Source organism: Falsihalocynthiibacter sp. CO-5D18 (assembly GCF_041205445.1).
Taxonomy (GTDB): Bacteria; Pseudomonadota; Alphaproteobacteria; order Rhodobacterales; family Rhodobacteraceae; genus Falsihalocynthiibacter; species Falsihalocynthiibacter arcticus.
In genome coordinates, this window is sequence record NZ_JBGFCF010000002.1 from 282,473 (window position 1) to 307,782 (window position 25,310).

Annotated in this window: 24 protein-coding genes and 1 riboswitch; of the genes, 17 read left to right on the forward strand and 7 right to left on the reverse strand. The window is 53.2% G+C overall.

What is annotated here, in order from left to right; translation table 11 throughout:
• Window positions 1-17 precede the first annotated feature (17 nt).
• The 12 genes from AB9F27_RS03900 to trpB all read left to right on the forward strand — a co-directional run bounded on the left by AB9F27_RS03900 (window position 18) and on the right by trpB (window position 11,576).
• Window positions 18-1,064, forward strand: a complete 1,047-nt coding sequence (locus AB9F27_RS03900) for a PhoH family protein (RefSeq protein WP_082802165.1) — start codon at window positions 18-20, stop codon at window positions 1,062-1,064.
• Window positions 1,048-1,566, forward strand: coding sequence for an rRNA maturation RNase YbeY (gene ybeY / locus AB9F27_RS03905; protein WP_335585302.1), 519 nt, complete (start codon window positions 1,048-1,050; stop codon window positions 1,564-1,566). Before AB9F27_RS03900 ends, ybeY begins: the two co-directional genes overlap by 17 nt.
• A 65-nt stretch (window positions 1,567-1,631) precedes the next feature.
• Complete coding sequence (locus AB9F27_RS03910) at window positions 1,632-2,537, forward strand: transporter associated domain-containing protein (RefSeq protein WP_039001529.1); 906 nt, start codon at window positions 1,632-1,634, stop codon at window positions 2,535-2,537.
• Window positions 2,530-4,032, forward strand: coding sequence for an apolipoprotein N-acyltransferase (gene lnt, locus AB9F27_RS03915; protein ID WP_335585303.1), 1,503 nt, complete (start codon window positions 2,530-2,532; stop codon window positions 4,030-4,032). The genes AB9F27_RS03910 and lnt overlap by 8 nt, the downstream gene beginning before the upstream one ends.
• A 33-nt stretch (window positions 4,033-4,065) precedes the next feature.
• Window positions 4,066-4,114: riboswitch (SAM-SAH riboswitch) on the forward strand.
• Between the two features lie 4 nt (window positions 4,115-4,118).
• A complete protein-coding gene (metK, locus tag AB9F27_RS03920) occupies window positions 4,119-5,291 on the forward strand; it encodes a methionine adenosyltransferase (RefSeq protein ID WP_335585304.1) in 1,173 nt (390 codons plus the stop codon).
• Window positions 5,292-5,359: 68 nt separating this feature from the next.
• A complete protein-coding gene (locus AB9F27_RS03925) occupies window positions 5,360-6,106 on the forward strand; it encodes a tRNA (guanine(46)-N(7))-methyltransferase TrmB (RefSeq protein ID WP_335585305.1) in 747 nt (248 codons plus the stop codon).
• An 84-nt stretch (window positions 6,107-6,190) separates the two neighbouring features.
• A complete protein-coding gene (locus tag AB9F27_RS03930) occupies window positions 6,191-6,808 on the forward strand; it encodes a d(CMP) kinase (protein WP_335585306.1) in 618 nt (205 codons plus the stop codon).
• A 225-nt stretch (window positions 6,809-7,033) separates the two neighbouring features.
• Window positions 7,034-8,710, forward strand: a complete 1,677-nt coding sequence (rpsA, locus tag AB9F27_RS03935) for a 30S ribosomal protein S1 (RefSeq protein WP_335585307.1) — start codon at window positions 7,034-7,036, stop codon at window positions 8,708-8,710.
• Window positions 8,711-8,994: 284 nt separating this feature from the next.
• On the forward strand, window positions 8,995-9,276 hold the full coding sequence (ihfB, locus tag AB9F27_RS03940) for an integration host factor subunit beta (protein ID WP_039001524.1): 282 nt from the start codon (window positions 8,995-8,997) through the stop codon (window positions 9,274-9,276).
• A 4-nt stretch (window positions 9,277-9,280) separates the two neighbouring features.
• Window positions 9,281-9,640 carry a lipopolysaccharide assembly protein LapA domain-containing protein gene (locus AB9F27_RS03945; RefSeq protein ID WP_335585308.1) on the forward strand — a complete coding sequence of 120 codons (360 nt, stop codon included), beginning with the start codon at window positions 9,281-9,283 and terminating at the stop codon, window positions 9,638-9,640.
• 9 nt (window positions 9,641-9,649) lie between these two features.
• Window positions 9,650-10,348: a phosphoribosylanthranilate isomerase gene (locus AB9F27_RS03950; RefSeq protein ID WP_335585309.1), complete on the forward strand. Its 699-nt coding sequence runs from the start codon at window positions 9,650-9,652 to the stop codon at window positions 10,346-10,348.
• Window positions 10,341-11,576 (forward strand): tryptophan synthase subunit beta, encoded by a 1,236-nt coding sequence (gene trpB / locus AB9F27_RS03955; RefSeq protein WP_335585310.1) that lies wholly within the window; start codon window positions 10,341-10,343, stop codon window positions 11,574-11,576. The genes AB9F27_RS03950 and trpB overlap by 8 nt, the downstream gene beginning before the upstream one ends.
• 2 nt (window positions 11,577-11,578) lie before the next feature.
• On the opposite strand, the gene pth is transcribed toward trpB, so the two are convergent.
• Both pth and truA read right to left on the reverse strand, forming a co-directional pair.
• On the reverse strand, window positions 11,579-12,265 hold the full coding sequence (gene pth / locus AB9F27_RS03960) for an aminoacyl-tRNA hydrolase (RefSeq protein ID WP_369755030.1): 687 nt from the start codon (window positions 12,263-12,265) through the stop codon (window positions 11,579-11,581).
• Window positions 12,262-13,065 carry a tRNA pseudouridine(38-40) synthase TruA gene (truA, locus tag AB9F27_RS03965; RefSeq protein ID WP_369755029.1) on the reverse strand — a complete coding sequence of 268 codons (804 nt, stop codon included), beginning with the start codon at window positions 13,063-13,065 and terminating at the stop codon, window positions 12,262-12,264. The genes pth and truA overlap by 4 nt, the downstream gene beginning before the upstream one ends.
• Before the next feature lie 114 nt (window positions 13,066-13,179).
• On the opposite strand from truA, the gene AB9F27_RS03970 reads away from it, so the two are divergent.
• Window positions 13,180-14,595: a YcjX family protein gene (locus tag AB9F27_RS03970; RefSeq protein ID WP_335585313.1), complete on the forward strand. Its 1,416-nt coding sequence runs from the start codon at window positions 13,180-13,182 to the stop codon at window positions 14,593-14,595.
• Complete coding sequence (locus tag AB9F27_RS03975) at window positions 14,592-15,599, forward strand: TIGR01620 family protein (RefSeq protein WP_335585314.1); 1,008 nt, start codon at window positions 14,592-14,594, stop codon at window positions 15,597-15,599. The genes AB9F27_RS03970 and AB9F27_RS03975 overlap by 4 nt, the downstream gene beginning before the upstream one ends.
• On the opposite strand, the gene AB9F27_RS03980 is transcribed toward AB9F27_RS03975, so the two are convergent.
• Window positions 15,596-16,012, reverse strand: coding sequence for a group III truncated hemoglobin (locus tag AB9F27_RS03980; protein WP_335585315.1), 417 nt, complete (start codon window positions 16,010-16,012; stop codon window positions 15,596-15,598). The two genes, AB9F27_RS03975 and AB9F27_RS03980, sit on opposite strands and share 4 nt — an antisense overlap.
• A gap of 250 nt (window positions 16,013-16,262) precedes the next feature.
• Between AB9F27_RS03980 and ileS the strand changes: the two genes are divergently transcribed.
• Both ileS and AB9F27_RS03990 read left to right on the forward strand, forming a co-directional pair.
• Window positions 16,263-19,196, forward strand: a complete 2,934-nt coding sequence (gene ileS / locus AB9F27_RS03985; protein WP_335585316.1) for an isoleucine--tRNA ligase — start codon at window positions 16,263-16,265, stop codon at window positions 19,194-19,196.
• Window positions 19,197-19,252: 56 nt separating this feature from the next.
• Window positions 19,253-19,708: a methylated-DNA--[protein]-cysteine S-methyltransferase gene (locus tag AB9F27_RS03990; RefSeq protein WP_335585317.1), complete on the forward strand. Its 456-nt coding sequence runs from the start codon at window positions 19,253-19,255 to the stop codon at window positions 19,706-19,708.
• Here AB9F27_RS03990 and AB9F27_RS03995 read toward each other — a convergent pair.
• From AB9F27_RS03995 to fsa, 4 genes are all read right to left on the reverse strand, one after another.
• Window positions 19,701-20,402 (reverse strand): phosphatidylcholine/phosphatidylserine synthase, encoded by a 702-nt coding sequence (locus tag AB9F27_RS03995; protein WP_039001546.1) that lies wholly within the window; start codon window positions 20,400-20,402, stop codon window positions 19,701-19,703. The two genes, AB9F27_RS03990 and AB9F27_RS03995, sit on opposite strands and share 8 nt — an antisense overlap.
• 50 nt (window positions 20,403-20,452) lie before the next feature.
• Window positions 20,453-21,373: a tyrosine recombinase XerC gene (locus AB9F27_RS04000; protein ID WP_335585318.1), complete on the reverse strand. Its 921-nt coding sequence runs from the start codon at window positions 21,371-21,373 to the stop codon at window positions 20,453-20,455.
• Window positions 21,370-22,074: a DUF484 family protein gene (locus AB9F27_RS04005; RefSeq protein ID WP_369755024.1), complete on the reverse strand. Its 705-nt coding sequence runs from the start codon at window positions 22,072-22,074 to the stop codon at window positions 21,370-21,372. Before AB9F27_RS04005 ends, AB9F27_RS04000 begins: the two co-directional genes overlap by 4 nt.
• A gap of 228 nt (window positions 22,075-22,302) precedes the next feature.
• A complete protein-coding gene (fsa, locus tag AB9F27_RS04010; protein ID WP_039001514.1) occupies window positions 22,303-22,956 on the reverse strand; it encodes a fructose-6-phosphate aldolase in 654 nt (217 codons plus the stop codon).
• Window positions 22,957-23,141: 185 nt separating this feature from the next.
• Between fsa and AB9F27_RS04015 the strand changes: the two genes are divergently transcribed.
• On the forward strand, window positions 23,142-25,292 hold the full coding sequence (locus AB9F27_RS04015) for a primosomal protein N' (RefSeq protein ID WP_407067044.1): 2,151 nt from the start codon (window positions 23,142-23,144) through the stop codon (window positions 25,290-25,292).
• The last annotated feature ends 18 nt before the right edge of the window (window positions 25,293-25,310 follow it).

A 25,310-nucleotide genomic window follows, 5' to 3' on the forward strand; every position in this document is an offset into this window, starting at 1 on the left:
CAAGTTGGCAACATTGAATGGAACACAGTCCTAGGGAGTCCTTTTTGGGAACAAAATCCTCGCAACGCCCGATAGCCGGTGACGCAGTCACTAGAATTCACGTTGAATTTCCTGACAATCGTTTGCTGATAAGTCTTTGTGGTCCGTACGATAGCCATTTGGCGAAAATTGAAACTGACTTAACAGTTCAGATCGTTCGCCGCGGCAATCATCTTGATATTATGGGCGAGCCCGATTCCATAGAAAAAGCCAAGGATGTTCTCTCGTCGCTATATTTGCGTCTAGAAGGTGGCGGCGATGTTGAAAGCGGCCAAATAGATGGTGAAATCCGCATGGGGGGAGCTGATAAAGGAACTGGTGTCCTCACTGGAGACCAGCTTGAGTTATCTGTTGGCGATAAGGTAGAGATCAAAACGCGTAAGAAGCTCGTTGAGCCCAGAACTGAGGCGCAAAAAGCCTATGTTAAGTCGCTGTTTGACAATGAGCTTGTTTTTGGGATCGGACCTGCAGGGACGGGGAAAACATATCTGGCGGTGGCCGTCGGGGTGAATATGTTTATCAACGGGCATGTAGATAAAATAATTTTGTCGCGGCCTGCGGTCGAAGCTGGCGAAAAATTGGGCTATTTGCCTGGCGATATGAAAGATAAAGTCGATCCATATATGCAACCGCTTTACGACGCGCTCAATGATTTTTTGCCTTCAAAACAAGTGGCTAAGCTGATTGAGGACAAAAAGATTGAGATTGCTCCCTTGGCCTTTATGCGCGGGCGCACATTGTCCAACGCTTTTGTTGTTTTGGATGAGGCACAGAATGCGACGACGATGCAAATGAAGATGTTCCTTACCCGTCTAGGGCAGGGGAGTCGCATGGTGATTACGGGTGACCGCACACAGATCGACCTTCAGCGAGGGATCAAAAGCGGCTTGAGAGAAGCAGAAGAATTGTTGAAGAATATCCAGAAAATCGATTTCAATTACTTCACGTCCAAAGATGTTGTGCGCCATCCGTTGGTTGCACGCATTATTGAGGCCTATGAAAGTTCCGATGAAACAAATCGTTGATATTACGGCGGAAGACGCACGTTGGGATGATGTTGGGATTGAGAAATTGGCGCAGCGCGCTGCGGCGGCGACTCTTGGCTTCCTCAAAATTTCCGATGGGTTTGAGATCAGCCTTCTGGCCTGCGATGACAATCGTATTGCGGAATTGAATTCGGAGTTTCGCGATAGAGGCGACGCGACGAATGTATTATCGTGGCCGAGCGAAGAGCGAGCTGCGGAAATCGATGGGGAATCGCCAGAAAATCCAGAACCGGATTCGCAATCCGCAGATTTTGGCATGCCGGATGAGTTGGGCGATATTGCGATTTCGTATGACACCTGTGCGCGTGAAGCTGCCGATGAAAGCAAGCCAATCAACCACCATGTAACCCATTTGATTGTGCACGGGGTCCTTCATTTGTTGGGTTACGATCACATTCGCGAAAAAGATGCGGATTTAATGGAAGGTTTAGAGCGGGACATACTTGAAACTTTATCTATTCCAGACCCATATAAAACATAGTATTAACTATTTTTCGTTAACGAAGCATATGTGCACATTCGTACTATGTATTTTGGAAAGGGCCCATGGGCGACACTCAATCAATCGATGGAGGGAGCGAAGACTCCTCTAGCGCAGCGCAGAGCGCGCAAACTGAAGAAATCCCTCCGGAGACACGCGGCTTTTTTAGCCGCATCGTTGGCGCCCTGAGCCCGACAGAAGAAACCCAGATCGTTGATAGTCCAACGGATGTGCCGCGAACACCGGCACAATCTGGCGGCGGTATGATTAATTTGCGGCGTCTTAACCTCGAGGATGTAGCTATCCCCAAGGCGGAAATCGTTTCTGTTCCAAAAGACATAGACAAGGACGCTTTGGTGTCCCTGTTTCGCGAGTCCGGATTGACGCGCTTACCTGTTTTTGACGGTACATTGGATACGCCCATTGGCCTGATCCACCTCAAAGACTTGGCGCTTCAGCATGGATTTAACGGCGACCGCTCCAAAAAATTTGCGTTAGAGCCCCTTTTGCGGCCCCTTATTTTCGCGCCGCCCTCAATGCCGATCGGCGTTCTGCTCCAAAGAATGCAGAGCGAGCGGCGCCACATGGCGTTGATCATTGATGAATATGGTGGAGTCGACGGATTGGTCACCCTTGAGGATTTGATCGAGCAAGTTATTGGCGAGATCGAAGACGAGCATGACATCGAAGAAGACACCTACTGGAATTTGGAAAAAAATGGCTGCTATTTGGTGCAGTCACGCACCCCGCTTGAGGATTTTGAAAACGAGATCGGCGTCGATTTGCGGTCGGTCGTAGATGAGGACGAGGTTGATACCCTTGGTGGGCTTGTATTTCTTTTGTCGGGGCATGTTCCGTCCCGTGGCGAGGTTGTGCGTCATCCCAATGGGGTCGAGTTTGAGATCGTCGACGCCGATTTGCGTAAGATAAAACGTCTTCGGGCGCGGATCGTTGAACCTGTGGATGGCTAGCATTTTGCGGCCTTCCGCGTTTAAGGCGACATTGCTTTTTGGGGCATTGGCTGGGGGCGCAATGGCGCTTGGCCAAGCTCCGTTCTCGCTGTGGTGGCTTGCGGTAATTGGCATCCTCAGCGTTTTTTATCTGAATCTCCGAGTTTCTACCCCGCTACAGGCGGCCCTTTTGGGTTGGCTTGTCGGGACGGTCTACTTCGCGGGATCGCTTTATTGGATCATGGCTCCCTTTCAGGTCGACGCGGCGCGCCATGGTTGGATGGCTCCATTCGCGCTTGTTTTTCTTTCTGCAGGATTGGCGCTCTTGTGGGGTGCCGGATTTGGATGGGCGAAATGGAGAACGCGTTCACCGGGCTTGGCTTTGGCGCTTGGCTGGGCTGCTGCCGAAATGTTGCGCGGTTATTTGTTTACGGGGCTGCCTTGGGGCCTTGTCGGCTATATTTGGGTGGACACACCCGTGGCGCAGGTTGCCTCACTCATTGGACCGTATGGCCTTACTTTCCTGACATTTCTCGTTTTGGGCGGGGGCTTTGGTCTCGCTGGGCGGCAAAAATGGGTGGCGCTTAGTGGCGCGGCACTTGTTGCTGTTATTGCTGTCGTATTTGGCGCTTCGCAACTGTCGAAGGGGCCATCCCTTCGTTTGGATGCTCCCATTATTCGCCTTGTGCAAACCAATGCCGCGCAGAGTGAAAAATGGCAATCAGGCAAAATCTCTTTGTTTTGGGAGCGAAATCTCGCGCTTACGGCGCAAAATTCTGACCACAAACCTGATTTGATTGTTTGGCCTGAAACGGCTGTTCCGTATTTGATGGAGCGGGCGGGCAGGGCCTTTGACGTTATGGTTCAGGCTTCTGGTGGGGTTCCAATTGTCGCGGGTATTCAACGGGAGGATGGCGATGGTTTCTATAATTCCATGGTCGTTCTTAACGGGGATGGCAGCATTGCGCAGACGTATGACAAAAGCCATCTCGTTCCTTTTGGGGAGTATATTCCTTTTGGTACGGTGGCCCGAAAACTTGGCCTTTCTGGAATCGCGGACCAGTTGGGTGGCGGATATCAAGCTGGAAGTGGTACGCAAATATTGGAGCTTGGCGCGTTGGGGCGCGCGTTGCCGTTAATTTGCTATGAAGCGGTTTTCCCGCGTGATGTACATGTCGCCAAGGATCGGCCTGAATGGATTTTGCATATTACAAATGATGCGTGGTTTGGCAAAAAAGCAGGGCCCTATCAGCATTTAACGCAAGCTAGAATGCGCGCCATTGAACAGGGGCTTCCGGTGGTTCGGGCCGCAAATACAGGGATTTCAGCCGCCATTGACCCCTATGGGAGGGTGATTGATAGCTTACCTTTGGGCGTCGCAGGAGCGCTGGACGTTACCCTTCCAGCCCCCAATTCTGCCACAGTTTTTAGTAAAACAGGAAATATTCCACTTATTTTCTTTTTCTTTACCCTTATCTTAAGTCTAACAGTGCATAGATACCGACTTTCACGTTGACGCCCATTCATCTCACGGGTAGCGACATTCATCTTTCCCCCACAACGGCTTCCTGAAGTGGCGGGCAACTTTAACTGGAGCAATTCATGTCACGACAAAACTACTTATTCACTTCGGAATCCGTTTCTGAGGGGCATCCAGACAAAGTTTGCGATCGTATTTCCGACGCTATTCTGGACGCATTTCTAGAGCAGGCTCCCGAAGCACGGGTCGCATGCGAAACATTCGCGACTACCAATCGTGTAGTTGTTGGGGGCGAAGTGCGCGGACCCCAGGCGGTTATTGACCGTGTTGAGGACATCGTGCGCGAATGCGTTCGTGACATTGGATATACCCAGAATGGTTTTCATGCGGACACGCTAGAGGTCACCAACCTTTTGCATGAGCAGTCCGTGGATATTTCCATGGGCGTAGATGCGTCGGATGACAAAGAAGAAGGTGCGGGGGATCAAGGGATCATGTTCGGTTATGCCGTAGATGAAACCGAGGTCCTCATGCCCGCGCCAATTCACTACGCGCACGCCATTTTGGCCCGTTTAGCGCAGGAGCGTAAGTCAGGCGTCGGGTCCGCGGCGGTTCTTGGACCGGACATGAAGTCTCAACTTTCGTTGCGGTATGTTGATGGCCGCCCAATCGGCGCGACGTCTATTGTGCTCTCGACGCAGCATTTGGACGAAACACTTACATCCAACGATGTGCGTTCAATTGTTGAACCCTATATTCGTGAAACACTCCCCGAAGGTTGGATAACCAGCGAAACAGAATGGCTGGTGAATCCTACAGGTAAATTTGTCATTGGTGGCCCGGACGGCGATGCGGGTCTTACGGGACGCAAAATCATTGTCGATACATATGGCGGCGCAGCCCCCCATGGCGGCGGTGCGTTTTCTGGCAAAGACCCAACAAAAGTTGATCGTTCTGCTGCTTATGCCGCGCGTTATTTGGCGAAGAACGTCGTTGCTGCGGGGCTCGCGACAAAATGCACGTTGCAGCTTGCTTATGCCATCGGCGTTGCCCGCCCCTTGTCGATTTATGTAGATACGCATGGAACTGGTAAGGTTGAGGAGGCCGCGATTGAGGCTGCCATCGCAAAAGCAATGGACCTAACGCCTCGCGGAATCCGTGAACACTTGAAATTAAACCGCCCGATTTATCAACGCACAGCGGCCTATGGTCATTTTGGGCGGACGCCTGACGCGGACGGCGGCTTTAGTTGGGAAAAAACGGACCTTATTGAGGCGATTAAATCCGCCCTTTAAGCGCACCGCTTGACGGCGGCGATTAAATCACTAGGAAAGGCCCCCAACATAGCTCGGGGCCTTTTTCTATGAATGATGATCACACTGACGACGCCGATCACATTGGCTCCCATCCCACTGGGGCTCCATGGCGCAATTTCTATGGCCGTTTCAAAGGGAAAACCCTACGCGACTCGCAAGAAGAGTATCTTGAGCAAGACCTCGCTTCGCTTTCTCCTGGAAAAGTGACGTGGGAAGAAAATCCTGATCGCGAGAACCTTGATCTTGAGGGTTTGTTTGGCACGCGCGATGTTTGGCTTGAGATCGGGTTTGGCGGCGGGGAACATATGGTCCACCAAGCTGTGACCTATCCCGATGTTGGGATCGTCGGTTGCGAACCTTATATCAACGGCGTCGCGATGCTTTTGGGGAAAATCCGAGCTGCAAGCGTTGAAAACGTCGCCGTGCATCCTGGGGACGTGCGCCATATGTTTGACGTGCTGCCCGAAGCGTCGATTTCGCGTGCATTTCTGTTGTATCCAGACCCGTGGCCCAAACGCCGCCACCATCGTCGCCGCTTTGTGACGCCTGAGCATTTGGCGCCTTTAGCGCGCGTGTTGAAACCAAACGCGATTTTTCGGGTGGCGACGGATATTCCTGATTATGTGCGCCAAACGATCAAAGAAGTCCCGCTTCAAGGGTTCACATTGCTCAATCCTGATTCCGCCACGTGGCAGGATAAATGGGACGACTGGATTTCTACGCGCTATGAGCAAAAAGCTTATCGCGAAGGCCGCAAACCACATTATCTGACGTTTCAGCGCAACGCATCCTAAAGCGAACTTTGGTTTATTTTTCTTTCTTTCAACGCCACTGGCTGTAATACCATTTAGCGGCGAAACAAAAAATGCGGGTAGTTTATGCAATTTACGGTGGCGATTGACGGGCCTGCAGCGGCGGGGAAGGGAACGATTTCCAAGGCTGTGGCCGCGCATTTTGGTTTTGCACATCTGGACACGGGCCGTTTGTATCGGGCCGTTGGCGCGCGCGTTATTGGTGGAGATGAGGCGATTTTCGCCGCGCGGTCCCTCGCCGTGTCTGATCTAGAACAATCAAACCTACGCACCAATGAAGTTGCGCATGCGGCCAGTGAAATTGCGGTTATTCCCGAAGTTCGGGCGGCTTTGTTAGAGTTTCAACGTAGTTTCTCTGAGCGCGACGGGGGGGCCGTTTTGGATGGCCGCGATATTGGCACAGTGATTTGCCCAGATGCAGACGTGAAATTGTTTGTGACCGCAAGTGCGCAAGTGCGCGCCGCGCGTCGGTTTCAAGAATTCTCCCAAACGGGCGCAGAAACCAGCCTTTCGGAGGTTCTTGCGGATGTCATCGCGCGGGATAAACGGGATAGCGAGCGCGCAACCGCCCCGTTGGTCGCGGCCTTGGATGCCGTTTTGATCGATACCAGTGATTTGACCATCGAGGCCGCGACTGCGCGGGCGGTGGCAGCCATAGAAGCGGCACTCCAGTCACAGGCGTAATTGCGCCCTGATATGTGCGAAGCCCTTGCCTGCGGGCAGAAATGCTTCTATATAGCGCGTGTCGATAAGGCGGAATCGCCACGCAGCAGAATATACAGGGTCGGGTAATTTACTCCGGCCTATTTTTGTTGGGTGACCCGTCGTATCGGCCAATTCGTAATCCAAAGACCGGCGGAGACAACCGCACGGCCCGTAAAAAAACTATGTAAAGGAAACTGAGACCACATGGCTCAAATAAATTCTATGGACGAATTCGAAGCTCTTCTTGCTGAAAGCTTCGAAATTGACACACCCGAAGAGGGTTCCGTTGTCAAAGGTAAAGTTATCGCAATCGAAGCTGGCCAAGCCATCATCGATGTAGGCTACAAAATGGAAGGCCGCGTTGACCTAAAAGAATTCGCAAATCCAGGCGAAGCTCCCGAAATCGCTGTTGGCGACGTTGTCGAGGTTTTCCTCGACCGTGTTGAAAACGCCAAAGGCGAAGCTGTTATCTCGCGCGACAAAGCTCGCCGTGAAGAAGCATGGGATCGCCTCGAAAAAGCATACGGTGACGAAGAGCGCGTTGAAGGCGCAATCTTTAGCCGCGTTAAAGGTGGCTTCACAGTTGACCTTGGTGGTGCAGTGGCCTTCTTGCCCGGCTCCCAAGTTGACGTGCGCCCCGTTCGCGATGCGGGCCCATTGATGGGTCTTAAGCAACCGTTCCAAATCCTCAAAATGGACCGTCGTCGTGGCAACATCGTTGTTTCGCGTCGCGCTATTCTTGAAGAATCACGTGCTGAACAACGTGCAGAAGTTATCGGCAAATTGGCCGAAGGCGATGCGGTTGACGGTGTGGTTAAGAACATCACTGAATACGGTGCCTTTGTTGACCTTGGCGGCGTAGACGGCTTGCTTCACGTGACTGACATGGCTTGGCGTCGTGTGAACCACCCATCCGAAATCCTGACAATTGGTGAAACAATTAAAGTTCAGGTTATCAAAATCAACAAAGAGACACACCGTATCTCCTTGGGCATGAAACAGCTCCAAGACGATCCATGGTCCCTCGTTGAAGAACGCTTCCCACTTGAGTCGGTCCACAAAGGCCGCGTAACAAACATCACCGATTATGGCGCGTTTGTTGAACTTGAGCCAGGCGTTGAAGGTCTTGTGCACGTTTCTGAAATGTCTTGGACAAAGAAAAACGTACACCCAGGCAAAATCGTTTCTACTTCGCAAGAAGTCGAAGTTATGGTTCTGGAAATCGACAGTGCAAAACGCCGCGTTTCGCTTGGCCTCAAGCAAACACAGCGCAACCCATGGGAAGTCTTTGCTGAGCAATTCCCTGTTGGCACAAACGTTGAAGGTGAAGTCAAAAATATCACTGAATTCGGTCTCTTCATCGGTCTCGAAGGCGACATCGACGGCATGGTTCACCTGTCAGATTTGACATGGGAAGGCCGTGGCGAAGACGTTATTGGCGACTTCGTTAAAGGCGACGTTGTTAAAGCGGTTGTCACTGAAGTTGACGTTGAAAAAGAACGCATCTCCTTGAGCGTTAAAGCGCTCGACGATAGCTTCTCTGGTGCAGTTGAAGGCGTGAAACGCGGCTCCATCATCACCGTTGAAGTAACTGCGATCGAAGAAGGCGGCATCGAAGTCGAATATGAAGGCGCGAAATCCTTCATCCGTCGCTCCGACCTGTCGCGTGATCGTGCAGAGCAACGTCCTGAGCGCTTCAGCGTTAGCGACAAGCTCGACGTTCGTGTAACAAACGTTGATGCGAAAACACGTCGCCTTGGTCTGTCGATCAAAGCCCGTGAGATTGCAGAAGAAAAAGAAGCAGTTGAGCAATATGGCTCCTCGGACTCCGGCGCATCGCTCGGTGATATCCTTGGTGCGGCGCTTAAAGGCGACGAATAATCTTCACATCAATTGATGTATGATTTTAAAACGGCCTCACTTTGGTGGGGCCGTTTTTTTGCGAATCAATGGCTCCCAAAAGTTTGCTGGGCGGGTAAATTTGGAAATTCCGTGCAACCCTAGGTTAAAATTCAGAAAAATCGGACCTTTGGACGCAAACTTGAGCGATTTTTTACCGACAACCCATTGGAAAATCTTTCTCAGACGAGAAATTACCCCTATAGTTGCGGGAACCGGCGCACACTGTCTGCTAGCGCAAATAACCACAACGAGGGGGACTACGGATGATCCGTTCGGAACTGATTCAAAAGATTGCCGATGAAAACCCACATCTCTATCAAAGAGATGTTGAGCGCATCGTGAATACGATTTTCGAAGAGATTATCGAAGCGATGTCTCGTGGCGACCGAGTTGAATTGCGTGGCTTCGGTGCGTTCTCTGTTAAGAAGCGTGATGCGCGCGCGGGTCGCAATCCGCGGACTGGCGAGAGTGTTGCCGTCGAAGAAAAACACGTGCCTTTCTTTAAAACTGGCAAACGTCTCCGAGACCGTTTGAACGGAAAGTAATCCAATGCGTTATTTTCGCTATGCGTTTCTCGCGGCCCTCGGGCTGGTGCTCGTTACAATTGCGCTCGCCAATCGTGCCGATGTTTCGGTTCAAGTCCTGCCAAACGATTTCGCAGCTTTCCTCGGTGTTCAATATGCAGCGCAGTTGCCGCTCTTTATCGTCATTTTTGGCGGGATCGTTGCGGGATTATTGATCGGATTCGTTTGGGAATGGATTCGGGAGTATAAGCAACGTGCCGAGGCGAACCGTACACGCAGAGAGCTTAACGGTTTGCGGGCTGAAGTAGCCCGTTTGAAAGAAGAAAAGGGGGAGCACAAAGATGATGTGCTCGCTCTACTTGAGGATAGTAACGCCACGCGTTAAACCCTACTCATGATACGTATTCAAAACCCAGAAGATGTCGTTTCGCAATCCGCGAGCGATGTGAACGTTAAGATTTGTGGCCTTCGCAATGCGGAGGACATCGCGGCGGCTGTTGAGGCGGGCGCGACCTATATCGGGTTTGTCTTTTTCGAAAAATCCCCGCGCAACGTGTCGATAGATGTGGCGCGTGCGTTGGCAATCGAGGTTCCCGTCGGGGTGGCGAAAGTTGCTTTGACCGTTAATGCCAGCGACAGTTTTCTGGATGAGCTCACGGATAAAGTCCCCTTGGATATGTTGCAACTGCATGGCCGCGAAACACCAGAGCGTGTCACCGAAATTCGGGCGCGCTACGGCCTTCCAGTGATGAAAGCCGTTGGAGTCGCAACGCGTGACGACCTAGAGCAACTCGCCGCTTATGAGGCCGTTGTGGACCTAATCCTTGTCGACGCGAAGCCGTCGCCGGGTTCGGTTTTGCCGGGCGGGAACGGGATGTCTTTTGATTGGCGCCTCCTTGCTGGACGCAGATGGGCAAAGCCTTGGATGTTGGCGGGTGGGCTTTCCGCCCAGAACGTGGCCGAGGCGATAAAATTAACAGGAGCACGTCAAGTTGATGTCTCCTCAGGGGTTGAATCCGCGCCCGGAATCAAGGACCAAGGACTGATCGCCGACTTCGTGCAAGCCGCGCAAAAGGAGCACTACCATGAATGATCTCTTTAATAGTTTTATGAACGGCCCAGACGAAAACGGGCGGTTTGGCGATTTTGGTGGCCGTTTCGTTTCCGAGACGTTGATGCCGTTGATTCTCAGCCTCGAAGAGGAATATGAGCGCGCAAAGACGGACGAAACGTTTTGGGCCCAGATGGACGATTTGTGGAAGCATTACGTTGGCCGTCCGAGCCCGCTGTATTTTGCCGAACGTATGACCGAAGATCTTGGTGGCGCGAAGATTTATCTCAAACGGGATGAGCTTAACCACACGGGCGCGCATAAGATTAACAACGTTTTGGGGCAGATATTGCTCGCGCGACGGATGGGGAAAACACGGATTATCGCCGAGACAGGCGCGGGCCAGCACGGCGTTGCCACAGCGACGGTTTGTGCGCGTTTTGGCCTTAAATGTATCGTCTATATGGGCGCGCATGATGTGAAACGCCAAGCGCCGAACGTGTTTCGGATGCGTCTTCTTGGGGCCGAAGTGATTGCCGTGACATCCGGTCGGGGTACGCTTAAGGATGCGATGAACGATGCGTTGCGCGACTGGGTGACCAATGTAGACGACACGTTTTATTGTATCGGCACGGCGGCTGGGCCTCACCCGTATCCTGCCATGGTTCGTGATTTTCAGTCGATCATTGGCAAGGAAACCCGTGAACAATTGCAAGAACATGAGGGCGAAGGCCGCCTTCCAGACACGTTGATCGCCGCTATTGGCGGGGGATCAAACGCCATTGGTTTGTTCTATCCGTTTTTGGACGATGAAAGCGTAAATATCATCGGCGTCGAAGCTGGCGGTAAGGGTGTGAACGATAAAATGGAGCATTGCGCGAGCCTTACCGGTGGTCGTCCGGGGGTTTTGCACGGCAACCGCACCTATTTGCTTCAGGATGACGATGGCCAAATCCTTGAGGGCTTCTCGATTTCTGCGGGGCTTGATTATCCCGGAATTGGCCCAGAGCATAGCTGGTTGCATGAGATTGGCCGCGCCAAATATGTCGCGATTACAGACAAGGAAGCGCTCGAAGCGTTCCAATATTGCTGTACGCAAGAGGGGATTATTCCGGCTTTGGAACCCTCCCACGCACTCGCGCATGTCATGAAAATTGCACCAACTTTGCCAAAAGACCACATCATCGTGATGAACATGTGTGGCCGTGGCGACAAGGATATCTTCACCGTGGCCAAGGCGCTCGGTTTTGATATGAGCGACGCAGACTAAGTCTAGCTGCGGAATCTATCAGCGAGTTTTTGAAGACCCGAGCGTGTATCTTTCACCTCGGGTTTTTCTTTGGGGGCTGCCTTTTGCGGCTTGTTCGCTGGCTTCGCTTCCGTCTCGCGGGGCGCTTGAACGCGCAGGGCAACGGCATTCATAAAACGTCCACTATCCCCTTTGGCAAGATCAACGGCCCCATCGCAAACACCACGTAGAACATCCTCAAGCCAGTTTTGTTCCGCCTTTGCGAAGTCGTGCAAAACATATCCCGCAACGCGATCCTTGTGACCGGGATGGCCGATGCCCATGCGAACCCGTCCATAGGTATCGCCAATATGTTGATGCATAGAGCGCAAACCATTGTGACCCGCGTGGCCTCCACCTTGTTTTACCCGAATTTTTCCTGGCACAAGATCGAGTTCGTCGTGAAAAACGATCACGTCGTCTGGTGTGAGTTTGTAAAAGCGCATGGCCTCACCGACCGACTGGCCCGACAGGTTCATGAAGGTTTCAGGTTTGAGGAGAATAATCTTCTCGCTGCCCAATTTACCTTCGCTCACAGAACCTTGAAACTTGTTCTTCCATGGAGCGAATCCATGGTCCGAGGCGATTGCATCCAGCGCCATAAAGCCAATGTTATGGCGATTTTGCGCGTATTTCGCACCAGGATTTCCAAGGCCGACAAAAAGTTTCATGGGGTTCCCTCGTTTGATTCGCCTGCAGTGTGGCCCGCAAAGGGGTCCGTTTCATAGCACACTTCTCGCAAATATAGACCTTGCGAGGGGGCGACAGGCCCACAAACGTCTCTTCTGCGGGTTTCGAGTGCGGTTTTCACGTCAATTGGCGCCCAACTTCCGCCGCCGACGCGCTCTAATGTGCCGACAAAGCTGCGTACCTGATTGTGTAAAAATGCGCGTGCGCGGACGTGAAAGCGAAACTCGGTGCCGTCTGCGAGTGGGATTTCCTCTACGGTTAATTCATCGAGGGTGCGAACGGGGGAAGGGGCTTGGCAGAGAGTTGAGCGGAAGGTCGTGAAATCATGTTTTCCGAGCAGGTAATTCGCGCCTTCTTGCATCGCTTCCCGACTCAAGAGGTGGGGCACGCGCCAGATTCTTCCTGCTTCAAACGTCAGAGGGGCTCGGCGTGAAATAAGACGGTACATGTACCGCCGTTCTAGCGCCCAAAATCGCGCGTGGAAATCATCCGCAACGGGGGCCGCGTTTACAATTGCAATCGGGTTGGGCTTGAGATGATAATTTAAGGCTTCGGCCAGACGAAAGGAATCCCAATGGCGCGCGAGATCGCAATGCGCGACTTGGCCGGTCGCATGAACGCCCGCATCGGTGCGGCCTGCGGCGGCAATCCCTTTATTGGTCGGGTCGATTTTCAGAAGAGCATCTTCAATGGCCTGCTGTACGGAAGGGAGCGTCTTTTGCCGCTGCCACCCGTAAAACGGTGTCCCTTGATATTCAATTTTTAGTGCAAAACGAGGCATCCCCCGCGATACATTCTTGCGATGACAATGGCAACAGGAACGTGTTTTGGCACGGCCCCTAGGAAAATTGCCTATAAGGGATTAAGTGTATGGCAAGTAATTTGAGGGCATGAATTGGGTTTAGCAGATTTTACCGATAGCGTTTTACGTGATGTCGAAAGCCTTGGCTCACGCGTGAATGAGGCATTGTTTGAACCAACTGTGAGGTTGGGTGTGACGGGCCTTAGTCGCGCGGGAAAAAGCGTGTTTATTACGTCGCTTGTTTCAAACTTGCTTGAGCGCGGACGCATGCCGCAATTTAGCGCCGCAAACAACGGGCGTTTGCAAACGGTCTATTTGCAGCCGCAGCCTGACGATACAATCGCACGGTTTCCGTATGAAAAGCACCTCGCGTCCCTCACGGGCGGCACCCCTAAATGGCCGGAAAATACACGAAATGTCAGCGAGTTGCGCCTCTCGTTCCGCGTGAATCCCGCAGGTTTGTTGGGGGGATTACGGGGCGTGAAAACGTTCCACCTTGATATCGTAGATTATCCGGGCGAGTGGCTTCTCGATCTTGGCCTGATGGGGAAATCCTATCGGGAATGGTCGGCGGACGCCCTTAGTCGGATGGGGGCACAGGATATCGGGGCGCAGGTTTCGTATCAGCTTGAACAGGTTGATGGGGCGAAACCGATGGATGAAGTCACCTTGCAGACGCATGCCGCGGAATACGCTCGATTTGCGCGTTCTGCGCACGACGACGGCATGAGTAGCGGCGCTCCGGGGAGGATTGTTTTGCCAGGGGAACTTGAAGGCTCGCCGGTTTTGACATTTTTCCCACTGCTTCCCGTTGAAAGACCGCCGCGAGGGTCGTTATGGCGTGAAATGGAAAGACGCTATGATGCCTATCGTTCCGAAGTGGTGCGGCCGTTCTTTCGGAACCATTTTGCGCGGATTGACCGCCAAGTTGTTCTTGTTGATGTGCTTGCGGCGCTTCATCGGGGGCCTAAGGCCGTCGATGATTTGCAACAAACTATGGCGGATATTTTGGCAGGCTTTAGGCCGGGGAGAAACGCGTGGCTGAGCGGTCTTTTGGCCGGAAAACGGGTGGAAAAGATACTTTTCGCCGCAACAAAATCAGACCATTTGCACCAGAGTCAGCATCCGCAACTTGCTGAGATTACGCAGGCGCTTTTGGCCCACGCAAAGTCCCGCGCGGATTTCGCGGGGGCCAAAACACAGGCAATGGCGATTGCGGCGCTACGAACCACGACCGAAACCACGTTAAACCACGAGGGACGTAAGCTTGAGTGTGTTCAGGGACGGATTGCGCAGAACGCAAAGCCCGTTGCGTTTTTTGCGGGAGCCCTACCCAAAGATCCGGCACGCATCCTTTCGGCGGCGCAAATGGGGCAGGCCGATTGGGGTGGGTTTACCATTCAAAATCAGCAATTTGACCCCGCAATTCTTGAATTGAAATCCGGTGAAGGTTTGCCGCATATCCGCCTCGACAAGGCCGTTGAATTTTTGATTGGAGATCAGTTTTGACCTCAGATGATAAGCCTGTCCTCGTTGAACTGGACGTTGAGGAGGTACTTTCTCCCGCCGATGCGCCGATAATATTGGAAACTTCCGAGGCCACAATGCAGCGCGCTGCACGGTTTGCCTCACGTCCGCGCTCCCGCATTGGCTCGCTGTTCTGGGGATTGCTGGCCGCACTTCTTGGCGCGTTTGTTTCGGTGGCTGTTTGGGACTTTGTCACGAGTTTATTGGCACGAAATGAAGTTCTTGGCGGTGCGGTGCTTGCGATCACTTTGGCATTTTTAGCTGTTTTGTGCGCGGTCATCCTGCGCGAAATAGCTGGTTTTTTGCGATTGGGGCGGATTGATTCGTTGCAAAAAGAGGCGGCTGAAGTGCTGGCCTCGCATGACATCGGTCGCGCGAAGCATTTTACGGGGAAGTTGCAAAAACTCTATAAAAACCGCCATGAAGCCGAATGGGGACTCGCGGCCTTTCATGAACGCGCTGAGGAACAGTTTGATGCCACTGACCTTATGTCGTTGGCCGAGAATAAAATTCTAGCTCCCTTGGACGCGGAAGCTCTTTTGGAAATTCAGTCTGCAGCCCGCCAAGTTGCGACCGTGACGGCCTTTGTGCCGATGGCTTTTGCGGATGTCATCGCCGCGTTAACGATGAATATGCGCATGATCCGACGGATTGCAGAAATATACGGTGGCCGTGCGGGAACGCTTGGATCGTGGCGGTTAACCAAAGTGGTTTTAAGCCACCTTGTTGCGACGGGGGCGGTGGCCGTTGGGGATGACTTGATCGGATCGATTGCAGGTGGGGGCGTGATGTCAAAAGTGTCGCGCCGATTTGGGGAAGGCATCATTAATGGCGCACTTACGGCCCGCGTGGGCGTTGCCGCTCTTGAGGTTTGCCGGCCAATGCCCTTTGTCACGCAGAAGCGTCCACGCGTGACGACGCTGGTTCAGCGGGCTATGGCTGGCTTGTTTTCCGGGAAAAAAAATGGCGACACAACAGGCAGCTAGAAGATCGGAGGTCCGTCTTTTGGTTGTCTGACGGCCTGGACGCCCATGCGCAATCCGCGGCCAATTCGGTGGGCGAGGGCGGAAAAAGCCTGTGCGGTTTCCGGCTTCAATTCTTTTTCCAAGACTTTGTCAAAAAGCTCCAACCATAGGACAAAGTGTTCTGGTTTGATTTCGGGCACGCCCATATGAACCTGCATCGGATTACCAGAATACGCGCGATCAAACAGGATTGCATTGCTCCAGAACGCGGCGATTTTTGCTTCGTGGGGGCGCCAAACCTCGGCGGAAGTTCCTAAGCGGCCGATAAAAATCGGCCCCAAAACGTCATGCGCACGAATGCGGGAATAGAACGCGGCTACCACGCGGGCAATTTCGTCTGGTGTGATGTCAAAACGGGCGAGCTTGGAAGCCATGTGGTATCCCTTCGCATTAGTGATACGCCTTTGAGAAGTGCACGCAACCACGTAAATGTCGCAGGGAGACGAGAGGTTCCCATTGCACTAGACCCCGTTGGAACGTCGAACTATAAGGCCGTATGAGGATGTTTCACTTGCCCCTTATACGAATTATTTGCCCGGCGCTCTGACGATGAGCCGCCGGGACAAGGCGCCTGCAACGCGCGCCGCCCACTGAATTCAAATTCCCCGTTTAAGGACCGCAGATATGTGCGCCGATACGCCCGAGACTCTGAACTACAAATCTACTTTAAACCTGCCCAAAACCGATTTTCCAATGCGCGCGGGGCTTCCCAAACGCGAGCCGGAATGGCTTGAGAAATGGGATAAACTTAATGTTTACAGTCAGTTGCGCGAGAAAAAGGGCCGTACGCCCTTTACGCTCCACGATGGCCCTCCCTATGCTAATGGCCACCTGCATATCGGCCACGCCTTGAACAAGACCATCAAAGATGTGATCGTGCGCAGCCATCAGATGATGGGCTTTGATGCGCGTTATATTCCCGGTTGGGATTGCCACGGACTTCCGATTGAGTGGAAAATCGAAGAGCAATATCGCCAAAAGGGCAAAAATAAAGACGAAGTCCCGATCAATGATTTCCGTGCCGAATGTCGTAAGTTCGCGCAGGGATGGGTTGATATTCAGCGTGACGAGTTCAAGCGGTTGGGCATCACTGGGACGTGGGACAAGCCTTATCTGACGATGGATTTCCACGCCGAGCGCGTGATCGCCGAGGACTTCATGAAGTTCCTGATGAACGGCACGCTCTATCAAGGGTCAAAACCCGTGATGTGGTCGCCTGTTGAAAAAACCGCCTTGGCCGAGGCCGAGATCGAATACCACGATCACAAAAGTCATGCGATTTGGGTTGCGTTTAAAGTGCATACTGTTCTGCATGAGTTAGATGCGGATGAAAGCACGATTACGGATTTGACCGAAGCGCGCATCGTTATTTGGACGACAACGCCTTGGACGATCCCATCGAACAAAGCTATCGCCTATAACCCAAACATTGCCTATGGGCTGTATCGCGTTGAAGCCACCGAAGAAGAAAGCTGGACGGCGGCGGGAGATCTCTACCTTTTGGCCGACGACCTTGCCTCCGAGGTTCTGACCAAAGCCCGCGCAACCGAGTTCACGCGTGTGCGTGAGGTGAGTGCATCCGAGCTTGCTGGCATTACTTGTAGCCATCCATTGGCCGGTTTTGAAGGCGCGAATGGTTTCTGGGATTACGACGTTCCGGTCATTGATGGGGATCACGTTACGGACGATGCTGGGACGGGGTTTGTTCACACGGCCCCAAGCCACGGTGCTGATGACTATGAATGTTTCGTTAAGCGCAATTGGCTCGACCGCATGACCCATAATGTTGGCGAAGAAAGCCAGTTCTTGCCACATGTTCCGTTGTTCGCGGGTCTTCAAGTCTTTGATCAAAAAGGCAAAGAGGGCAAAGCAAACAGCACCGTTATCGATAAACTGGTTGAAGCTGGCGGGTTGATTGCCCGCAGCCGTATCACGCATAGCTATCCGCACTCGTGGCGTTCAAAAGCGCCCATCATTTTCCGCAATACGCCACAGTGGTTTGCGGCGATTGATCGCGAGATCGGCGACGGCAAAGACACGCATGGCAAAACCATCCGCGAACGTGCCCTCACCGAGATCGACAATGTGAAATGGACGCCCCAATCGGGTCGCAACCGCTTACATTCGATGATCAAGTCACGCCCTGATTGGGTCCTTTCGCGGCAGCGCGCTTGGGGTGTTCCTCTGACGTGTTTCACGCGCAAAGGTGCCTTGCCAACGGATGAGAACTTCCTTCTGCGCGATCCTGCTGTGAACGCACGGATTGTTGAGATATTTGAGGCCGAAGGGGCGGATGCTTGGTATGCTGATGGCTCCAAAGACCGGATTCTCGGCGGTTTGCAAAACCCAGAAGACTTCGATCAAGTGTTTGATATTCTTGATGTTTGGTTTGACTCGGGCTCTACACACGCCTTCGTTCTTCGGGACCGTGAAGATGGTACCGAGGATGGCATTGCAGATGTTTATCTAGAGGGTACAGACCAGCATCGCGGCTGGTTCCACAGCTCACTTTTGCAAAGCTGCGGCACCAATGGGCGCGCGCCCTATCGCAATGTTGTCACGCACGGCATGACCTTGGACGAAAAGGGCATGAAGATGTCCAAATCCATCGGCAACACGATTGTGCCTGAAAAAATCATCCAACAATACGGCGCTGATATACTACGTCTTTGGGTTGCTCAGGTCGATTATACCTCTGATCAACGTATCGGTCCTGAAATCCTGAAAGGCGTGTCTGACAGCTATCGTCGTTTGCGCAATACGATGCGGTATATGTTGGGATCGTTGGCGGAATTCACCGAAGCGGATCGCATGGATCCCGCGGACATGCCCGAGTTGGAGCAGTTGATTTTGCACCGTTTGGCCGAGTTGGACCATGAGGTGCGCAAGGGATATGCGGCGTTTGATTTCCAAGGTGTATTCCAAGCGGTCTTTACCTTTTCAACGCTCGATCTTTCGGCGTTCTATTTCGATATTCGCAAAGACGCGCTTTATTGCGATGGCGATACGGTACAGCGGCGGGCTGCGCGGACGGTTTTGGACATTTTGTTCCATCGCCTGACAACTTGGCTGGCACCGATCCTGATCTTTACGATGGAAGAAGTTTGGCTTGAACGCTTCCCCGGTGAGGACAGTTCCGTGCATTTGGTGGACTTCCCCGAAACACCTGCGGATTGGTTGAACGAGCCATTGGCGGCCAAATGGGACGGGGTGCGTAAGGCCCGTCGTGTTGTGACTGCTGCGCTTGAAATCCAGAGGCAGGACAAAGTGATTGGCGCGAGTCTTGAAGCGGCGCCCACGGTTCACGTTCGGGACGCCAAAGTTTTGAAGGCGCTCCAAGAGTTGCCGTTCGAGGATATTTGCATCACGTCGGCGGTTTCGCTGACCAATGATCCGCTGCCAGACGAGGCCTTCCGCCTTCCCGAAATCGAAGGTGTTGGCGTTGTGTTTGAACTTGCCGAGGGTGTGAAATGTCAACGGTGTTGGAAAACGCTTCCTGATGTTGGGAAGCACAAACACGAAGGTGTTTGTGGCCGTTGCGATGCGGCACTGAGCTAGTTAATTTTGCCCGCCGCAGGAAACTGTGGCGGGCAATTTCTTTTGGGGGCGAAGCCATGATCGAATCCAGTGTCCTTACTTCCATGGGTACCTTTGGACTTATTGAGGACAAGGGCGCGATCATTCGTTTGACGTGGCACAGCCAAGCTCCCGCGCCGAGTACAGATGTTTCAAAGCGCGCGGCAGATCAGCTTTCTGCGTATTTCGATGGGGGAAAGGCGGGATTTGACCTTCCTTTGCGCCCTTCAGGCAGCGCTTTTCAGCAAAAAGTGAACGCGGCGATGCGCGCTATTCCCTACGGGGAAACGCGGACTTATGGTGAGATAGCCAAAGATATTGGCGCCTCTGCGCAAGCTGTTGGCAATGCCTGTGGAACCAACTCCATACCCGTTATCATCCCTTGCCATCGTGTCCTTGGGGCACAGGGATTAGGGGGCTTTTCCGGTGAGGGTGCCGTCGAGACCAAAGTGAAACTTTTGATACATGAGGGCGCGGCTGGATTGCTTATTTAGCCGTCTTGCGCTCGGGAATAATCTCTTGGGCAATGCCTGCACCCAGCAGATAGAGGGAGGTGACGATCAGCCCCCAAAGCGCAAAATCGTGCGGCTCAAAGCGCACCCACGCGGCCCAGCCAGCAAAACATGTCCAAGCCAAAGCAATGGGAAGCGACAGGTTGCGCCAGCGTTCTGTACGCACTGGATGGATGAATTTGAGCGGTGCAAACATTGCGACGGCGAGCACGACGATAATCGCAAGCATGACCCAAAAATTCGGGGTAACCGCGAAGAACACCAAGACCACCATATTCCAACATCCCGGAAATCCAGAGAAGGAATTATCCTTGGTTTTCATGCGCGTATCAGCAAAATACAGAGCACTGGTGAAGGTGATCACGATGATGGCAATCCACCCTGTCCACCCCGGTAAGAGACCTGATTTAAAGAGGGCAAATGCCGGAATAAAGACATAGGTGAGGTAGTCGATAATGAGGTCGAGGAGCACGCCGTCGATCTGGGGGGCGTTTGTTTTGACGTCAGTGTGCCGCGCTAAAGGTCCATCGATCCCATCCACAAAAAACGCAACGACAAGCCACAGGAACATTTGGCTCCATGCCTGATCGGCCGCTGCCAAAAGGGCAAGCATTGCGAAAACCGCACCAGTTGCGGTTAAGAGATGGACGGCATAAGCGCGAAGTTCTTTGGACATGAGGTTTAATGGCTCAAAATTGGCCGCCATGCAATGGGGCAAAACTTTGGCTAGGCGCGCGGGTGGGACCGCTCATAGACTTCCATCAATCTTGCTGTGTCCACCGCCGTGTAAGTTTGGGTCGTAGAAAGGGAGGCGTGGCCCAAAAGTTCTTGGATTGTCCGCAGATCACCACCAGCACTCAACAGATGCGTAGCGAAGGAGTGGCGCAAAGCATGTGGCGTTGCACTTGCTGGAAGGCCAAGCTGCATTCTTGCTGCTGCCATCGCTTTTTGGACCGTACGCGGCGTGAGTGCGCCACCACGTACCGCGAAAAACAGTGGCGATTTCGCGGTCAACTCATAGGGGCAATCCGCGACATAGGCGGCGACTGCGGCTTGGGCTACGGGCAAAACGGGGACGACGCGCTCTTTGTCGCCCTTGCCGATAATGCGCAGGCTGCTGGAAAGCGGGGAGTCGCTTCCCTTGAGCGAGAGTGCTTCGGAAATCCGCAGCCCACAGCCATAGAGGAGTGTTAAGACTGCGGTATCCCTTTGAGCGACCCAAGGTTTTTCGCTTTGATAAGCGATGGTTTCAAGAAGGGCGCGCGCGGCCTCTTTTTCAACGGGGCGCGGTAGTTTTTGTTGGAATTTTGGCGCACGGGTCGCAAGGATGGCAGTGGCGTCAAATCCGTCGCGTTCTGCAAACCAGTTGTAGAAACTTTTGACGGCGGAAAGTTCGCGGGCGAGGGAGCGCGGCGCAATTCCGCGGCCTCGTTCACGGGCAAGCCAGGCGCGCATGTCTTGGATCGAAATCCTTTTTAGGGGGGCGACGCCGAGGTCTGTACCAAAACGTTCCCCCATAAATGCGAAAAAGCATAGGAGGTCTGCTTGATAGGCTGATATCGTGTTTTCTGACAATCCTTGAACGGATTGCTTCATTTCAAGCCACCCAGACAGCAAAGCGCTGGCGGCTGGCGAAACGGATGTCATGACAGCCAACGCGCCATTGCACGTTCAAAAGTTCCCGCAAAAAACGCTAAAAGGTCAGTGCCTTGGTCCGATTTGAACATATGTGGGTCTTCTGACCCCAGAAGCAGCAACCCTGGGAGGCGGCCATTGCCAAAGTCCAACTTAAGGGCCGCTTCGGACCGGATATATTCAGAACCCGTACCATAGATTTCGTCATCCGCTGGGCGATACTGACGTAAAGTTACAGGACGCGGTTCGGATTGGCGGCCCGCTTTGAGGTATGTGTCAACGAAACCCGGTTCAGCGACGGTTAAAACATGGCCAAGCTTTTTGACGACGGGATCTTCGCCTTTTTGAACGCTTTCCAAAACAAGGCGCACGGCATCAACCCGCAGGATTTCGGCGATGCCCGTTCCGAGTTCTTGAAGGAAGGCTTCAAAATCTGTGGGGTCCAACAGTTTAAGAACCGCGCGGTGCACTTGATTGGTACCTGCGAGATTTTCATAGGCCGCTGCGATGACGGAGCGGTGTGTGTCTTCGAGGCGGTCAAGACGGGCCTCTAAGCGGTCCATCGCGATCCCGCGCAAATCCACGATATTGCCGCCAAGGGCCTTTTCGTTGGCCGCCACAAGGGCGCGCATGACGTCTTTGTCCTCAAGAATGAACTCGGGGTCCGTCATTATTTTTTCACGGAGATCTTCTTGCAAAATCGCGTTGCTCAAGTGCCTGCCTCGTTTTTGTTTTTATATGGTACTTGCACATTTCGCGGATTTTTCCGTCTAAATGCGCTGAATTGTACCGCCTGCTTGCTCTTTTCTAACATGGGGGGGGATTCATTGCATCAGGTTTTTGAGCAGAATTGAAATTCTGTGCGAATGTACGCTTAGGGGCACAAAGCAAAACAGCCCCTGCTTTCACAGAGGCTGTTTGTTGTAATTTAGTTCGTAGGATTACAGGATTTTTTGACCTGTTTTCGCCCAGTCAGCCATGAAAGCTGCGAGGCCTGCATCCGTAAGAACGTGGTCAGCCATTTTCAAGATAACGCCAGGAGGGGCCGTGCAAACGTCGGCTCCCAGAAGGGCGCAATCTTTCATGTGGTTGACGGAGCGAATTGAGGCCGCCAGAATTTCAGTCTCAAACGCGTAGTTGTCATAGATCGTGCGGATGTCCGCGATCACGTCCAAACCATCGATGTTGATGTCATCCAAACGACCAATGAAGGGCGAAATGAATGTGGCACCAGCTTTTGCTGCGAGCAGGGCTTGGTTAGCGGAGAAGCACAAAGTGACATTGACTTTGGTGCCTGCATCGCTAAGCGTCTTACATGTTTTCAAGCCGGCCCAAGTAAGAGGAACTTTGACACAGATGTTTTCTGCGATCTCGGCTAGTTTGCGGCCTTCAGCGATCATTTCGTCGGCCTCAAGGGCAACGACTTCGGCTGAAACCGGACCGTCGATCATGTCGCAGATTTCTTTTGTGACTTCCAGAATATTGCGGCCGGATTTCATAATGAGGGAGGGGTTTGTTGTAACCCCATCTACCATGCCAAGGTCGTTTAGTTCGGCAATGGCGGCGACGTCTGCGGTATCTACAAAGAATTTCATGAGAGTATTCCTAGTTAGGTTGGGCTCTATCCGGCGCCTATGTACCTCAACTCAGACTTTGCTGGAACCCCAAAAGGGGGCGAAACATGTCTGATCAGTTTGGCTTTGGGGCTGATTTTGGTGGCGAGTCTGATTTTGCGTCTGACGATGGGCAAGAATTTGCGCGCGGCGCGCAGGTTGCCGTGATGACCACCCAACCGATTGATCGGTTCTTGGATTATAAATCACCAGAGGGCGGATGCAATACGGGCGATTTTGTCGAGGTGCCTTTGGGGCCACGCAAAGTTTTGGGTGTTATCTGGGGCGTTGGTGAAGGGCGGTTTGATCCGTCGAAAATTCGCGCGGTAAGCCGTGTGTTGGATGTGCCGCCAATGGGCCAAGATATGCGCGAATTCCTCGTGCGGTCAGCGGAATATACCCTAACGCCTTTGTCCCAAATGGTTCGGTTGGCAACCCGCGCGCCGGGGCTTTTTAATCCGCCATCGATGCGTAAAATTTTTCGCATGGGGACTGGAACACCCGACCGCATGACGCCCGCGCGTGAAAAAGTATTGGCTGTGCTAGAGGATTATGGCGACATGTCCTTTACGCTCAAGGAATTGGCCGACATGGCAGGGGTAACGTCGTCGGTTGTAAAAGGCCTCGCAAAACAGGGGGCTGTGCGCGAAGAAGACACGCCACGCGACGTGCCATTTCCACTGTTGCGGCATGACTTTAGCGGTGTCGCGCTTGAGGGCGATCAAAATGGCGCGGCGCTTGAATTGCGCGAGGGCGTGGCGGATCGGGCCTATTCGACGGTGCTTTTGAAGGGTGTGACCGGATCGGGGAAAACCGAAGTTTATCTTGAGGCGGTCGCAGAATGTTTGCGTTTGGGTCGGCAGGCGTTGGTCCTTTTGCCCGAGATTGCTTTGACGGCAGAGTTCTTGACGCGGGTTGAAAAACGCTTTGGTGCGAAACCTGCTGAGTGGCATTCCGGCGTTACCATGACCGAGCGCCGTCGTGTTTGGCGGATGGTCGGGGCGGGCGGGGCCGAGTTGGTTGTTGGTGCACGATCTGCGCTATTTTTGCCCTTTCGCGACCTCGGGTTGATCGTTGTCGATGAAGAGCACGACACGTCCTATAAACAGGAAGAAGGCGTTTTGTATTCGGCCCGCGATATGGCGGTTTTGCGGGCCACATATTGCGCGGCGGAAGTTGTTTTGGCGTCGGCTACCCCTAGCCTTGAAACTTGGGCCAACGCGGAGGCGGGCAAGTATAAACGTCTTGATCTCTCCAGCCGGTTTGGTGAAGCGCAACTTCCGGAAATGCGTGCGATTGATATGCGCAGTGAGAAGTTGGCAAGCAATCACTGGATTTCGCCGACGTTAAAAGCCGCAGTGCAAATGCGCGTTGATGCAGGGGAGCAAGCGTTGCTTTTCATCAACCGTCGTGGCTATGCGCCGACGACTCTGTGTCGGGCCTGTGGTGAGCAAATCGGATGCGAATTTTGCGACGCGCGGATGGTGGAACACCGTTTTCAAAAGCGTCTGGTGTGCCACCAATGCGGCGAGACAAAGCCGATGCCGATTGAATGTCCGAGCTGCAAGGTCGAAGGGAAACTTGCGCCCGTCGGACCCGGAGTTGAGCGCTTGGCGGAAGAAGTGACCGAACTTTTCCCCGACGCTCGTGTCGCGGTATTGTCGAGCGATTTGTTTAGTTCGGCCCGCGCGCTTAAGGAGCAGATTGTGTCGATTGCCCAAGGGGGCGCGGACATTGTGATTGGCACGCAGCTTGTGGCCAAGGGGCACAACTTCCCCAACCTTACATTGGTGGGAGTCATTGACGCGGATTTGGGTCTTCAGGGCAGTGACCTGCGCGCTGCCGAACGCAGTTTTCAACTGATGCGACAGGTGTCGGGACGGGCAGGGCGTGCGGCGAAAAAAGGCACGGCGCTTTTACAAACTTTCCAACCGGAGCATCCTGTTATTCGGGCAATTTTGTCGGGTGAAGAAGAACAGTTTTGGCGGGCAGAAGCGGCGGAACGTATGGAGGCGGGCGTGCCACCCTATGGGCGTATGGCGGGGATTGTTTTGTCCTCAACCGACGTGCAGGAAGTCTTTGATTTAGGTGGAGAAATGGCGCGGATGGATGGGCCGCTGCGGGCCATAGGCGCGCAAGTTTTTGGCCCAGCGCCGGCACCTATTGCCCGCGTCCGTGGCCGCCATCGCGTGCGCCTTTTGGTGAAAGCCCCAAAAAATGTACCGCTGCAAAAGGCGCTGACCAAGTGGATTGCGCAATTTAAAATCCCAAACACATTACGCCTTTCGGTCGACATTGATCCGCAGAACTTTTTTTAAACATTGCTTCCCTTGGCG